The sequence below is a fragment of the Tenacibaculum profundi genome (genome assembly GCF_057162725.1).
In genome coordinates, this window is sequence record NZ_CM169894.1 from 3,544,498 (window position 1) to 3,560,004 (window position 15,507).

Annotated in this window: 12 protein-coding genes; 8 read left to right on the forward strand and 4 right to left on the reverse strand. The window is 30.6% G+C overall.

The window, feature by feature from the left end:
• Positions 1-52: 52 nt before the first annotated feature.
• The 8 genes from AC2GW8_RS14375 to AC2GW8_RS14410 all read left to right on the forward strand — a co-directional run bounded on the left by AC2GW8_RS14375 (position 53) and on the right by AC2GW8_RS14410 (position 9,979).
• Positions 53-832, forward strand: a complete 780-nt coding sequence (locus AC2GW8_RS14375; protein WP_440880567.1) for a (Fe-S)-binding protein — start codon at positions 53-55, stop codon at positions 830-832.
• 856 nt (positions 833-1,688) lie between these two features.
• On the forward strand, positions 1,689-4,409 hold the full coding sequence (locus AC2GW8_RS14380) for a TonB-dependent receptor (protein ID WP_440880568.1): 2,721 nt from the start codon (positions 1,689-1,691) through the stop codon (positions 4,407-4,409).
• Positions 4,410-4,688: 279 nt separating this feature from the next.
• A complete protein-coding gene (menA, locus tag AC2GW8_RS14385) occupies positions 4,689-5,630 on the forward strand; it encodes a 1,4-dihydroxy-2-naphthoate octaprenyltransferase (RefSeq protein ID WP_440880569.1) in 942 nt (313 codons plus the stop codon).
• Positions 5,631-5,655: 25 nt separating this feature from the next.
• Positions 5,656-6,333, forward strand: a complete 678-nt coding sequence (locus AC2GW8_RS14390) for a metal-dependent hydrolase (protein ID WP_440880570.1) — start codon at positions 5,656-5,658, stop codon at positions 6,331-6,333.
• A 12-nt stretch (positions 6,334-6,345) separates the two neighbouring features.
• On the forward strand, positions 6,346-6,903 hold the full coding sequence (locus tag AC2GW8_RS14395) for an SRPBCC family protein (protein ID WP_440880571.1): 558 nt from the start codon (positions 6,346-6,348) through the stop codon (positions 6,901-6,903).
• The gene (locus AC2GW8_RS14400; protein WP_440880572.1) at positions 6,896-7,933 is read left to right on the forward strand and encodes an o-succinylbenzoate synthase; all 1,038 of its coding nucleotides are present in this window, start codon (positions 6,896-6,898) and stop codon (positions 7,931-7,933) included. Before AC2GW8_RS14395 ends, AC2GW8_RS14400 begins: the two co-directional genes overlap by 8 nt.
• A gap of 3 nt (positions 7,934-7,936) precedes the next feature.
• Positions 7,937-8,908 carry a CPBP family intramembrane glutamic endopeptidase gene (locus tag AC2GW8_RS14405; RefSeq protein WP_440880573.1) on the forward strand — a complete coding sequence of 324 codons (972 nt, stop codon included), beginning with the start codon at positions 7,937-7,939 and terminating at the stop codon, positions 8,906-8,908.
• Between the two features lie 3 nt (positions 8,909-8,911).
• The gene (locus AC2GW8_RS14410; RefSeq protein ID WP_440880574.1) at positions 8,912-9,979 is read left to right on the forward strand and encodes an AMP-binding protein; all 1,068 of its coding nucleotides are present in this window, start codon (positions 8,912-8,914) and stop codon (positions 9,977-9,979) included.
• A gap of 987 nt (positions 9,980-10,966) precedes the next feature.
• Here AC2GW8_RS14410 and AC2GW8_RS14415 read toward each other — a convergent pair.
• From AC2GW8_RS14415 to AC2GW8_RS14430, 4 genes are all read right to left on the reverse strand, one after another.
• The gene (locus AC2GW8_RS14415; RefSeq protein ID WP_440880575.1) at positions 10,967-11,440 is read right to left on the reverse strand and encodes a nucleoside deaminase; all 474 of its coding nucleotides are present in this window, start codon (positions 11,438-11,440) and stop codon (positions 10,967-10,969) included.
• 132 nt (positions 11,441-11,572) lie between these two features.
• The gene (ggt, locus tag AC2GW8_RS14420; protein WP_440880576.1) at positions 11,573-13,270 is read right to left on the reverse strand and encodes a gamma-glutamyltransferase; all 1,698 of its coding nucleotides are present in this window, start codon (positions 13,268-13,270) and stop codon (positions 11,573-11,575) included.
• A 16-nt stretch (positions 13,271-13,286) separates the two neighbouring features.
• A complete protein-coding gene (locus tag AC2GW8_RS14425) occupies positions 13,287-13,880 on the reverse strand; it encodes an acyl carrier protein phosphodiesterase (protein ID WP_440880577.1) in 594 nt (197 codons plus the stop codon).
• A 133-nt stretch (positions 13,881-14,013) separates the two neighbouring features.
• Entirely contained in the window at positions 14,014-15,477 is a 1,464-nt protein-coding gene (locus AC2GW8_RS14430; RefSeq protein WP_440880578.1) for an aminoacyl-histidine dipeptidase, read from the reverse strand.
• Between the last annotated feature and the right edge of the window lie 30 nt (positions 15,478-15,507).

Consider the following 15,507-nt stretch of genomic DNA (forward strand, 5'->3'; position numbering starts at 1 on the left):
AGTAAAAATAGATCAATTAAGGAATATATCAATAATTAAACGTTAAAGAATTATGAACGTACCAACAATGGCAGACATGATGGCACAAGATAAGCAACCAGAGGTCTTGTTTTGGGTCGGAGCAGCAGGGAGTTATGATGATAGGGCAAAAAAAATTACAAAAGCCTTTGTTAAAATTTTAAATGAGGCAAATGTTGATTTTGCAGTATTAGGTACTGAAGAAAGCTCAACGGGAGATGCGGCTAAAAGAGCTGGAAATGAGTTTCTATTTCAGATGCAAGCGATGGCAAATATTGAAATATTAAATGCCTACGGTGTTAAAACTATTGTTACATGTGATCCCCATTCATTTAATACTTTTAAAAATGAGTATCCTGGTCTAGGTGGTAAGTATAAGGTATTTCACCACACACAATATATTAGTAAACTAATTAGTGAAGGAAGGTTGTCTGTCAAAAATCAAGTACTGAAGAGCAAAAGATTAACTTATCATGATCCCTGTTATTTAGGTAGAGCTAATGAGGTTTATGAAACACCAAGAGAACTAATAAAGCGTTTAGGTGTTAAGATGACAGAAATGAAACGGAATAAATCTACTGCTTTATGTTGTGGAGCAGGAGGAGCTCAAATGTTTAAAGAACCAGAAAAAGGGAGTAAAGACATTAATATTTTAAGAACCGAAGACGCACTTGAAACTAATCCGCAAATTATAGCTACTGGCTGTCCCTATTGTAATACGATGATGACTGACGGGGTTAAGTTCAAAGAAAAAGAAGAACAAATTCAAGTAAAGGATATTGCAGAATTAATTGCTGAAGCAAATAATCTATAAAGATTAAAGATAATTTAATTATTAGAAAAAGACAGTAGTTTGATCAAACTACTGTCTTTTTTATTGCTCAAGGAATTTTTTTAATTAAAAAGAACCTAAGCTATAATAGTTATTCGAAAATCATTCTTCTAACGTTTAATACGAGATAAAAAGATTTTATTTAGTCAACTTAGTATACGTTTAAATTTATTTATTTAATACAACTATATCATTTTATTCCTTAGCAAATGCCAGTAATAGTTAATCGCTAATAAATTCTGTTGATTGGAGTTTTAAAAGGAAACAATATCAAAAAAAATCAATATATAGTATTCATACAATATAGATTCTTTCTCCAAAAAATTTGCGTAATTAGATTTATTTTAGGGGTGAAATTGACAATAAAAAACTCTAATTTTAATTTTATTTTGAATAAATATCTCTAATAAAATAAATAATTTTTTTTATTGTAATTTCTTTTTTATTGATTAACAATTTGTTAAAAAGAGATGCTGTTTTTATTACTTTTTATTTGCATAAAGAGCCATTAAAAATTTGTTGTCTTAATTGAATATTTGTTAATTTGTCTTGGCTATAGATGGTTTCCCGACCTAAAATTATGAGTATTGTTACCAGTAAAATATTATGGTTTCAATGATTATTTTAGGCTTCATATTTACTAAATAATTCTTGCTTTTAATATTAAATTATTTAAGATTAAGGCTCATGATTATTTAAAATTCCAATTAAAAAATTTCATCGTCCTAATTAAATAAATGTGTTTTAGTTAGTCGCTAAAAATAATCTCCCGTAAAATTTATTTTATTGGCACAGGTGAATATTGAAAAAGTATTTAGATCAAATAATAATTACACAAATGAACAATCAATTAAAACTTAAGCAATGGTTTGCATTGTTTTTATTCTGTTATTCAACATCCATTATCTCCCAAACAATTAAAGGGAAAGTTGAAGATATAGATGGTAACGGATTTCCTTTCGCGGATGTAATCGTAAAAGGAACTTTTAACGGCACTGAAACAGATGAAAATGGAAAATTTACCTTAAATGTTTCCAAATTACCGACAGTGTTGGTTTTTAGTTCAGTTGGTTATAAAACTGAAGAAAAAACAGTATCAAAAATATCAGACATACGAATTATTTTAGAGGAAGATAAAGGTATTCTCGATAAGATAGTGATAACAGGTAACAGATCGAAGCCAAGGACTATTCTAGATTCTCCTGTGCCTATTGATAATATTGCAAGTCATGAATTACAGATGACGGGTAAGTCAAGTATTGATCAAATGTTAACTTATACTTCTCCCTCTTATAATTCAACAAATCACGCTGTTTCTGATGCAACATCTCACTTTGATCCAGCTGATTTAAGGGGCTTAGGACCAAGTAGAACTTTGGTTCTTATAAATGGAAAAAGAAAAAATCAGAGTGCCTTAGTTTATGTAAATGATACAGCTGGAAAAGGTGAAGTAGGAACAGATATGAAAAGTATTCCTACAGCAGCCATTGAGAGAATAGAAATTTTAAGAGATGGGGCTTCTGCTCAATATGGATCAGATGCCGTTGCAGGTGTGGTAAATATTATTCTTAAAAAAAGTATAAACACATCAAAAGTTAATATAAACTCTGGAATTACCTCTCGAGGAGATGGATTTAATGCAGATGTAGATGTAAACCATACACTGAGTTTTGCTAACGGATCTTTTATAAATGCTACTTTAGGGGTTGGACATCAGGATTCTACAAATAGAGCAGGAACACCAGGAAGAGACAGTTTATATGGCTTACGATATGTTGACGGAGAATATCCGATTGAAGCTGCTGATGGATATTTTGCAACGGATGGTGTTTTGGCCACCGGAGCAGACATTCTCTATGGTAACACAGATTGGTTAAAAGCAAACCCAGATTTAGGAATGACTATAGGTTTGCCAGAAATGACAAAAGGAGATATTTATTTAAACTCAGAATTTCCGTTAAATGATAATTCAAAAATATATGCTTTTGGAGGGTTTAATTTAAGAAAAGGAAAAAGTTTTATGATTTACAGAGCGCCATACTGGCCTGAAATACCTGGTCAAAATTCACCACAAGATAATGCGCTTTTTAATGGTGACGGCTTTTATCAAGGCTTTCAACCAACTTTTGAAACAGATATTAAGGATATTTTATTAACTGCTGGTAGTGAATTTTTAATTGCTGGTTTTAATGCAGATTTAAGTGCCACTTTTGGTAGTAATAAAGTCGATTACACTGTTAATAATACGATAAATCCTACCTTAAAATCAAGTAGTCCTACTAAGTTTAATGCAGGGGCCTATTCTTTTAGTAATTTTATTGGTAATTTTGATATTAACAGAACCTTTGGAGAGTTAAGTATGGCATTCGGTATTGAGGCTAGACAAGAACGATTCAAAGTAACTGAAGGTCAAATAGAATCTTATGTAGGTAAAGGAGCTTTATCTTTTCCAGGTCTACAACCAAGTAATGCGTTGAATGAGACTAGAACCAACATAGGATTATATGGAACATTGGATTGGGATATTTCTGATACATTTTTAATAGGTGGGGCAGTACGTCATGAAAACTACTCTGATTTTGGAGGAAATACTTCTTGGAAAATTAATTCAAGATATAAAATTGGAGAAGCTGGAGTTCTTAGAGGAGCTTATAGTACCGGCTTTAGAGCTCCTTCTTTACATCAAGTTTACTTGAGTAATATACAAGCAATTGTCTCAGGTAGTTCAGTGTCGAGTCAAGGTACCTTTAATAACGAAAGTGATGTAATTCAAGACTTGGGAGTTGCGTCTTTATTTGCTGAAACTTCGGAGAATATTTCTGCCGGATTAACGGTAAAAGCATCAAGAGATTTTACAATCTCATTAGATTATTACAATGTAAAAGTGAATGATCGAGTGTTATTTTCTGGAGAGATAGATGATTTTGATGATAATGGTGTTGCAAACCCAGTAATTGAGAAAATTTTAGATGATAATAATGTACAAAGTATTAAATTTTTTATCAATGCATTAAATACAATTACGCACGGTCTTGATTATACCATGCGTTATAAGAATATTGATTTTGCTTCAGGTAAATTAGGGGTTAATTTAGCTCTTAACGTTAATAAAACTAAATTAGATGGAGAAGTAGAAACTCCAAATAAACTAAGTGGTTATAAGAATGAAATTTTTAATAGAAAGGAGCAATCTAAAACTACAAGTGCTAGACCAAATATGAAATTTTTATTTGGAGGAGATTATAGAATTGGCAGTTTTTCAGCAAATTTAAATAATACTTATTTTGGAGAGATTACTTGGCAACATCCTTTTGCAAGGACAAAAGATCAAACATTTACAGGTAAAGTAATTACAGATTTATCAATTGGTTATGATCTATCTACAATGGTAGCTTTCAGAGCACAAGTGAATAATTTATTCAATATCTATCCAGATGAAATTGATCCTAAAGGGGATCCAAAAACAAATGTTGGAGGACGTTTTAGATATCCATTTGAAATAAGTCAATTTGGCTTTAATGGAACCTCATTTAGGGCAGGGCTAACATTCAAGTTTTAACAAATTTATTTTTTAATTAATTTAAAAAAGGGGAGGCAAATTAAATTTGTTTCCTCTTTTTTATTAATTGGACCTTTTAGATATTAATATTTGGTAAAGCGATTGAAGTATTATGTATTTAAATAATGAGAATAAGTATCATAACTGTATTTTAATGTCAAATAAGTATCTTTGATGTTTTATAAAAGTTAAATGATCTATGTGTCTTGATTAATAGTGTATGTGGTATGCATTTATTATGTTTTTTGACTATAGATTTATTATAATTTTAGCAAACAAATGAGAAATTATATAAAAGCGGCACGCTTACGAACTTTACCATTATCTGTTTCTGGCATAATTGTTGGAGCTTCTATAGGTTTTACTGAAGTATTAAAAAGCTCTGTAATAGAAAATTTACAAACAACCACACCAAATACCAATTTATTACAATCCTCTATTTTTTGGTTGGCTACATTAACAACTATTGGTTTTCAAGTATTGTCTAATTTCGCTAATGATTATGGAGATGGAATAAAAGGTACAGATGATAATAGAAAAGGAGAAGCTCGAATGGTCTCTTCAGGGGCTATTTCTCCTAATCAAATGAAACGAGCTATAGTAGTAACCTCTATTATTAGTATAGTTACAGCCATTTTATTAATCTATGAGGCTTTTGGCGAAGAAAATTTTGGTTATTCTATGCTATTCCTTATTTTAGGATTGATATCAATAGTTGCAGCTATAAAGTATACAATAGGTGAATTTTCTTATGGATACAGCGGATTTGGAGACTTGTTTGTTTTTCTGTTTTTTGGTTTGTTGGCAGTAGTTGGTACTTATTTTTTATATGTTAAACAATTAACATATATTGTTTTTTTTCCTGCTTTCACAATTGGATTGTTAAGTACAGCTGTTTTAAACTTAAATAATATGCGCGATAGAGTATCGGATAAAAATTCAGGAAAAAATACCTTAGTTGTAAAAATAGGTTCTGAGTTTGCAAAATATTATCATTATTACTTAATTGCTTCTTCATTTTTATTCACATTTCTATACTCAGTTTTGCAATATCGCTCCCCTTATCAATTTTTATTTATGGTAGCATATGTTCCACTAATAAAACATGTATTATTCGTAATGAAAAATAAAGAAGAAGCAAAATTAGATGGAGAATTAAAGAAAGTAGCTTTGAGTACTTTTCTTTTCGCGATACTCTTTTCAGTAGGATTATTTTTATAAAACATATTTAAATACAGTTAATTAAATGGACATTATATTTTACGGACATGCTTGTTTTGGAATAAAAGTTAACGGCATCAATATTCTCGTTGATCCGTTTATAACGGGAAATTCAAAAGCATCTAATATAGATTTAAATAGCATTAAAGCAGATTATATTTTAGTTACACATGCACATCAGGATCATATTCTGGATGTTGAATTACTGGCAGAAAAGACAGGCGCATTGCTAGTTTCGAATTTTGAAATAGTAATGTATTTTGGTGAAAAAGGTATCAAAGGATATCCTTTGAATCATGGAGGTACTTATCATACAGAAAATTTTTCTGTAAAATATGTAAATGCTGTACATACCTCATCATTTCCTGATGGAACTTATGGAGGGCAACCAGGAGGGTTTGTAATTACAGGAGAAAATAAATCTATTTATATAGCGGGAGATACAGCTTTAACAATGGATATGAAGTTAATCCCAATGACTACAAGTCTGCAAGCCTCAATTCTTCCAATAGGAGATACTTTTACGATGGGGGTTGATGACGCCATTATAGCTAGTGATTTTCTTGAATGTAATAAAGTAATAGGATGTCATTACAATACTTTTCCACCAATAGAAATTGATGAAAAAAAAGCAAAACAACAGTTTTCTAGTAAAGAAAAAGAACTTCTTTTATTAGAAATAGGGGATAGTATAAGCCTTTAAAAGTATCTTATCATGACAAAGAAAAGAAGCGCAGACAAGATAAAAATGAGGTACGTAAAGGTTATTTTAGGAATTATTATAGTTTTATCATTAGTGTTTTTTGCTCTCGGAGTTATTTTTCAAGAGATAAATTATACATCTAAGATAGTTATAAAAAAACCACTATCTGAAGTTTTTAAAATATTCAATGATGATTCGAAACTGATGGATTGGATACCAGATATAACATCTATAAAACCTATAACTCAGACAGAGTCAGAAAAAGGAAGTTTCTACGAAATTGAGGTTAATAATAATGGAAGTAAAATTATTTTAGAAGAGCGAGTTTTAGAGTTTATTCAAAATGAAAGAATTAAGTTATTCTTCAAAGGAGGCGGAATGTACAAAACAGATGATTATCTGTTTGAAGCAGCATCAAATGAAGTTACTACTTTAATTTTGAAGACTAATATTAAAAGTGAGAGTTTTATTTTAGGTTGTATGTTACCATTGGTTAGTAGTAAATTATCAAAACAGGATCAAGAGTATTTGAATAATTTTAAAAAACTTGTAGAAAGAGAAAATGATTAAAGCAGATTGCAGAAAATATATATTAGAATTTAAACAAGCCAGCGGAACTTCTAGAGGAATTTTGAAAACCAAAGAAACATGGTTTATCCTTTTGGAGAAGGAGGGAAAGAAAGGAATAGGTGAGTGTGGTTTGTTCAGGGGATTGAGTATAGATGATAGGCTTGACTATCAGACCAAGATAAAATGGGTTTGTGAGCATATAAATCTAGGTATTGAGAAGTTGTTAGAGGCAACTATAGAGTTTCCTTCTATTCAATTTGGCCTAGAACAAGCCTTTTTATCGCTGAATAGTAAGAATCCATATTTATTGTTTCCATCAAAATTTACAGAATCCAAAAAAAATATAGCTATTAATGGACTTATTTGGATGGGAGATAAAGCTTTTATGCAAAAGCAGATTAAAAATAAATTAAAGGAAGGCTTTACTACTATAAAAATGAAAATTGGAGCGATTGATTTTGATACAGAAATTTCACTTCTAAAATCAATAAGGAGTGAGTTTTCAAAAGAAGAAATAGAGTTAAGAGTAGATGCAAATGGCGCTTTTTCTTCTCAAAATGCACTAGAAAAATTAAAAAAATTATCGGATCTTGAGTTGCATTCTATTGAACAACCAATAAAACAGGGGCAATGGCAAGAAATGGCAGTGCTTTGTAGTAAAACACCTTTACCAATTGCCTTAGATGAGGAGTTAATAGGAATATTTTCTTTAGAGGAGAAGAGAAAGTGTATTGAAACAATCAAACCACAATTTATAATTTTAAAACCAAGTTTAATTGGAGGGATAAAAGGAAGTAACGAATGGATAAAAGTTGCGTCTAATTATAAAATTGGAAACTGGGTAACAAGCGCTCTTGAAAGTAATGTAGGTTTAAATGCAATAGCACAATGGACTCATTCTATGGGTAATCCTTTACCTCAAGGGTTGGGAACTGGAGGCTTATTTACAAATAATTTCGACTCCCCTTTAGAAGTCATTCAAGGAGGGTTGCATTATAATAAAGATAAAAAATGGAGCTTTAATTTTTAAATTATGAATTTTATACAGCAAGCTTATAAAGGAAGAAACGAATGGTTCATTTATTTAATGACGTTATTTGTTGTTGGTTTTGGTTGGCAGTTCTTAGGAGTAATTCCTTTACTGATCACTGCATTTGGACATGCGGAAGATATAAATGAATTTCACGCTGCTGCGCAAAGCAATTTTACAGGATTGGGTATTAATAGTAATCTTTACCTATTTCTAATTATTCTAATGTTTGCTTTTGGATTATTATTTTTAATGTTAGGAGTTAAATTTCTTCACAAAAGACCTTTTAAAACGGTCATTACAAGTAGAAATCGTATTGATTGGAAACGATTTTGGTTTAGTTTTATTAGCTGGGGACTTATTTCTTTTTTTGTTGTAACTATTGGAATCATGATAGAGCCAGAGCACTACACATGGAATTTTAAACCGTTGTCATTTTTAGTGTTAGTATTAATTTCATTTTTATTTTTACCAATTCAGACTTCTTTTGAAGAACTGCTGTTTAGAGGATATTTAATGCAAGGACTTGGAATACTGGTAAAAAATAGATGGTTTCCTTTAATTATGACCTCAGTAATTTTTGGTCTTCTTCATGGGGCGAACCCAGAAGTTGCTAAGTTAGGCCCTATTACGATGGTTTTTTATATCGGGACAGGCTTGTTGTTTGGCGTTGTTACTTTACTGGATGAAGGAATGGAATTAGCATTAGGATTACATGCAATTAACAATATCGTAGCTGCATTTTATGTAACCACCGATTGGACTGTATTTCAGACAGATGCTTTATTTATTGACTCATCAGAACCTTCGGTAGGATTAGAAATGTTTTTACCTGTACTTGTTTTATATCCAATACTATTGTTTTTCTTTTCGAAAAAATATGAATGGAAAAATTGGAAGGAAAAATTATTTGGTAAAATAGACCTTCCAAGGCAAGAAGCTATGAGTCAAATGGTAAATGATTCTAATTCATAATTAATGTATTTCCATTCAAGTTTCAAACTAAATGGTAGATCATTTGCATCATCAAGTGATATCCAAAAATTCACAAAGAATATTTCTGGAAAAGTTCACGATTTTCTTTATGATTGGTTTAATAGTAATAAATTTATTATTGTAAAAACTTCTGGGTCTACTGGTAAGCCGAAGCATATAAAGTTAAAGAAGGAGTTTATGATAAACTCTGCAAAAGCAACTGGAGAATTTTTTCAATTATATGAAAACACAACAGCATTGTTATGTATGTCTGTTGATTATATTGCAGGTAAAATGATGCTAGTTAGGGCAATGGTTCTTGGTTGGAATATAGATATTGTTCAGCCAATAGCGAATCCTTTAGCTAGCACAAAAAAAAGTTATGATTTCGCAGCGATGGTTCCTTTGCAGCTGCAAGCAAGCTTAAAAGACTTAAATAAGTTAAAAAAAATAATTGTTGGCGGAGGAGTTGTTAATAATGATACTCTGAAACAACTCCAAAACTTTTCTACCGAAGTTTTTGCAACTTATGGAATGACCGAAACGGTTACCCACGTGGCAGTTAAAAAACTTAATGGTTTTATTTCTAATACAGAAAAACCCTGTTATGAAGCACTTACAGGAATTTCATTTGAGAAAGACGATAGAGGATGTTTGGTAATTCATGCTCCTAAAATATCCGAAGAAATAGTTGTTACTAATGATATTATAAAATTATATTCAAACAGTTCTTTTGAATGGGTAGGGAGGTACGATAATATTATCAATTCTGGAGGTATTAAATTGAATCCTGAAGTTATTGAAGAAAAATTAGTGCAAATAATTCTAAGACGTTTTTTTGTAATGGGAATTCCGGATAAGGTTTTAGGACAAAAATTAATTCTTATTATTGAGGGAGAAGAAGTGAATATGAATCTTTCAGATTTAAAGAAAAAAATAGATAACTTAGAGATATTAGGAAGGTACGAAAAACCAAAAGAAATCTATGTAATTTCTAAATTTGTGGAGACGGATACTCAAAAAATTCAGCGTAAAAAAACAATGAATTTGATTTTAGAATCAAAAAGTTAAAAAAACAGCATAGTGTATGTATTGGTATAAAGTTGGTTTAGATATAGTTTTATAATTCCAGCTTTGTCTTTAAAAATTCCATTAGTATTATTTTGATTGTAATTTCACTCCATGGTTCAAAACAAATGAGAGAAATACCTTCTCTTTTTGTCCAGAAAGCAAGGTGTTTTCAATTTTGAATGTAAAAAATTATACCAGCCATATGTTTCTTACATTTTAAGCGTATTTTTTAAAATTGATTTTTTAAAAAATTATAGAAACCTTGTGTAGTGATTTGATATACAGGTTTTTTTTAATCTAATTTTATTCTTCTGAAGTCATTTTTAGGTTTTATATGCATAATAGGAAACCCTCTTTTGTCGAATTCGATATAGTGATCTTGAAAATTGAAGTTTTGTCGTTAAACGACTATTAGAAGTAGAATTAGTATCTTTGGTGAAAAAATAGTATCAGTATCGTAACTACAATCTCATTTTAAACTCAAAGGTATTTTATTTGTAAATCAAATTTAAAGAGATATTTTAAAAGTGTATTTTCTTAATATAGAATTTCAAAAAGAATATGTTTATTAGATTTTTCAATAATATTGAATGGTAAGTTTCCAGCGAAACCATTTCAGGTTAGTTTATACTCTGATTTTTTAGTTCGATAGGTATTAATGATTAGTTTACTACAATTCGAAATAATACAGGGGGTTTACGTTTCAAATAAATAGGATTATCAATGCATAGATAGTTTAATTTTGTTTTCTTTTAAAAATTTCATAAAGTTATAAACCTAGTATCTTTAATAGAATTCTTAAATATTCATTATCAAGTATTATTATAAGTTAAGGCGATGCTCTCTATTTTATTTAAAAGTATAAACAATTCATAGCCAAGTAAGCTGTCAAATTAAAATAGAACAAGCAATATTATTTACAAATAATACTGCTTGTAATTCGTTGTTGTATAAACTTTTTTGATAAAAAATGAATTGTATCAATTTTTAATAAGTGACTTTATCATTTTTATGAATCCATTTTTCAAAAGGTATAAGGGCCATTTCTCTTCCTATTTGTTCAAATGGAATATTTCTTTCATGGTAAGACAAAGGAATTTGTTTGTATATAAAAGAATCGTCAAAGCCTATTTTAGCGGCATCTTTTTGCCCACATCCATAGTATACTTTGTCAGGTCTTGCCCAATAAATTGCTCCTAAACACATAGGGCAAGGTTCGCAAGAAGTGTAAATAGTACAACCATGTAATTGGAAACTGTTCAGTTTTTTACAAGCATTTCGTATGGCTGTAACTTCCGCATGAGCTGTTGGATCATTGGTAGATGTAACTTTGTTATTTCCTTGCCCGATAATTTCACCATTTTTAACAATTATACATCCAAAAGGTCCTCCTTCATTATTTTTTATACCAATTATTGCAGCTTTAACTGCTTCGCTCATGAATTCGTGATGTTTGTTCATTACTTATATTTTTTTAAATGTAATGAATAACCATTGCAAAATTTGTTATTTCTAATTTTATTAGTCAATTGGTGTAAAGAAAAAATAGTAACTATATCATAGAGAACCTTATGGAATCATTTATTTTTAAGTTTAAAAACCAATGGCAGTGTCGTCACCTCTATGATCTGCTCCTCCTTCTAATTTGCCGTTGGGAAGTACTAAAATAGCATCAACTTTACCGATTACAGGTGCGTTTGTTTCATCTATACTGTATCCTTTTTCAGAAAGCATTGATTTTACCTCATTAGAAAAACTATTGGGTTCCATTTTTATCACATCAGGAAGCCATTGATGATGAAAACGAGGTTTACTTACAGCTTCTTGCATTCCCATTTTATATTCATGTACATTTAAAATGGTTTGCAACACGGAAGTAATGATAGTAGAACCACCCGGAGTTCCAACAACCATCCATAATTTATCATTTTTTTCAACAATAGTAGGTGTCATAGAACTCAGCATCCTTTTTTCAGGAGCAATTTCATTTGCTTTAGCTCCAACAAGTCCAAACATATTAGGCTCACCAGGCTTGCTGCTAAAATCATCCATTTCATTATTTAAGAAAAATCCAAGTTCTGATGTGAATAATTTAGCTCCATAAGCACCGTTAAGTGTTGTTGTTACGGATACAGCATTTCCAAATGCATCAACAATTGAGTAATGTGTAGTTTCATTGCTTTCAACAATTTCTACATTTCCATGTGATAAATCACTTGATTTAGTAGCTTTCTCAAAGGAAAAAGAACCCATTCTTTCAGAGGTATATTCTTTACTTGTTAATTTTTTAGTAGGAATAGATACAAAATCAGGATCTCCCAAAAAATAACTTCTATCTGCATAAGCCCTTCTTTCTGCTTCTGTAATTACTTGAATTGATTTTGCAGAATTATGCCCGTATTCATGAAGATCGAAAGGCTCAATAGCGTTCATGATTTCTGCTAAACATATACCACCACTAGATGGAGGGGACATTGAAATAATAGTTAAATCATCATATGGAAAAACAATAGGTTTTCTCCATTTAGCTTCGTATTTGGCAAGATCCTCTTCAGTAATATAGCCTCCTTCTTTCTGTAAAAATGCAGCTAGTTTTTTAGCTGTTTCGCCTTTATAAAATTCATCTCTACCATTCTTCTTAATTTTAGTTAATGTTTCCGCCAATGCGTTATATTTTATAGTATCTCCTTCTTTCCACGGACGTGTTAATAAGAATGTATCTTTATTAACCTCTAAAAAAATGTCTCGATATTTTTGTAATCTTTTCTCTTGTTTTTTTGTTATAACAATACCTTTTTTAGCTAAATCAATTACTGGTTGAATAATTTGTTCTATGGGGAGTGAACCTAATTTTTTATGAGCTTCAAAAATACCAGCAATTGTACCAGGAACTCCCACAGCAGAAGCGCCTTTAGTGCTTTTACCTGGAATTATATTTTTTAGTTCATCTAAATACATATCTCTATGAGCAGAAAGAGGTGCTTTTTCTCGATAATCTAACGCCCCGATTTCACCAGTCTGTGTTCGGTATACCATAAAACCACCACCACCAATATTACCTGCGTATGGATACGCTACCGCCAAGGCAAGTTCAGTGGCCATCATAGCATCAAAAGCATTACCACCTTTTTTTAAAATAGTAATTCCTATTTGAGAAGCTTCTTGTCTTGCTGAAACAACCATCGCGGTATTAGCAATTACACCAGTTGTATTTTTCTCTTTTAGGTAATTTGTTTTACAATTACTAAACAGGTAGCAGAGGCTGAGTATTACAATTAGTGATTTTTTCATTTGTTTTAAAGTTAAATTAGTTATTCAAAAGTTCTATTATTTTAATTTCAGAAAAATTTTTAAGGTCTTTGAAGAATATTGTAAAATCATTTTTAAAGTTATCATAGTGCAATAGTAAGTCTTCAATAGCTAAATTCATGTTTGATTTCCCATTTGTTCTATTATTCATTCCATTTAGTACTGCTTTTATCCCTTTAGCAAATTGATAATTATAAAGCCAATTATATTTTATCATGGAAGGAAGAATATCTTGTGTTTTCTGAGGAAGTGTATTGATATTTGATTGAAGTAAATCATATACTGAGTTCACGAAAATATCCAAAGGTATTTCTGAATAATCACGCCAGTTAATTGCTAGGAAATGATCATAAAATATATCGATAATAACCCCGTCATAATGACCATATCGTTCATGTAATCTTCGTTTACTGGTTCTTACAATTTCATGAGTATCTGTGTAACTATCGATAGCCCTATGAAGTAAAATTCCTTTCTGAATATTATCTTGGAAAAGAGAGAATTTATTCCCTTTTACATGGTCGGCAATAAAATTGCCTATCATTAACCCTTTGTTGTTATTTGAAAGATATAAATGTGCCAGAAAATTCATTGAGTAAAAGTAAAAAAAAAACAAGGATTTAAGTCCTTGTTTTTTAATAACCTTGAAATTTAAAATCTGTAGTACGTTGTTATAATAAATTTGAATTTTTTATGTGTTGACATGATTGTTCATGAACTAGATTTTAATTTTTACTAGGAGTATTTTTTAAAATTTCAATTAAAAAATTCCAAAACTTTTTAGTTGAAGAAATTTGGGCCTTTTCATCAGGAGAGTGAGCGCCTCTAATGTTAGGGCCAAAAGAAACCATATCCATATTTGGGTAGTTTTGACCTAAAATACCACATTCTAGTCCAGCATGACATGCAGCTACATTTGGTTTTTCTTTATAAAGCTCTTCGTATAATTTTGTAACTGTATTTAAAATTTCGGAATTAATGTTTGGTAGCCAACCTGGATAAGACCCGGAAAATTCAACATTAAAACCTGCCAATTCAAAGGAAGATCTTAAAGAGTTTGCTAAATCCCATTTGTTAGTTTCTGAAGATGATCGCGTTAACGAACCAATCATTATGTTTCCGTCTTTAACAATGACTCTTGCTATGTTATTTGAAGTTTCAACTAAGCCTTCAATATCTGGACTCATTCTATAAACTCCATTTAATGCTGAGTAAATAGCTTTAATAAGCTCCTCTTGAACTCCTAGATCCATGATTTTTTTTGGTAAAGGAATTTCTTTTAATGTAATCAAAAGATTTGGCTCAATACTCTTGTATTCTAATTGTATCGAATTAATTAAATCATTTAATTCAAATAAAAAGGGCTCTTTAGAAGCTTTGTCAATCACTATATTCGCAAAACTTTCTCTTGGGATGGCATTACGTAAGCTGCCCCCATTAATCTCGCTAATACGTAGCCCGAAATTGGTAAATCCATCAAATAATAGTCGATTCATTATTTTATTGGCATTACCGAGACCTTTATTTATATCCATTCCAGAGTGACCTCCATTTAAACCAGTAACAGCTATTTCGTATGAAATAGATTCGGTTCCAACTTCATCTTCCTTATATTTTCTTGTAGCAGTTATGTCAACACCTCCTGCACATCCCATACCAATTTCATCATCTTCTTCTGTGTCTAAATTTAATAGAATGTCACCTTTAAGAATATTTCCTTCAAGTCCCATAGCACCTGTCATACCTGTTTCTTCATCTATCGTAAATAAAGCTTCAATAGCTGGGTGCATAATATCAGTTGATGCTAATATTCCCATAATAGCAGCAACTCCTAAACCATTATCAGCTCCTAAAGTTGTACCATCGGCTTTTACCCAATCACCATCAATAATCATTTTGATACCCTCAGTATCAAAATTGAAATTTGTATCAGAATTTTTTTGATGAACCATATCAAGGTGTCCTTGTAATACAACGGTTTTTCTGTTTTCCATACCAATCGTTGCTGGTTTTCTAATAATTACATTTCCAACTTTATCTACAAATGTTTCTAATCGTAATTTGTTTCCAAAATCAACCATAAATTGAATGACTCTTTCTTCTTTTTTTGAAGGGCGGGGAACAGCATTTAAATCAGCAAAATGACTCCATATAGCTTTGGGCTCTATATTTTTTATTTCTAAATTCATAATGAAAATTTTAATTTTTGTTAAGCGGAT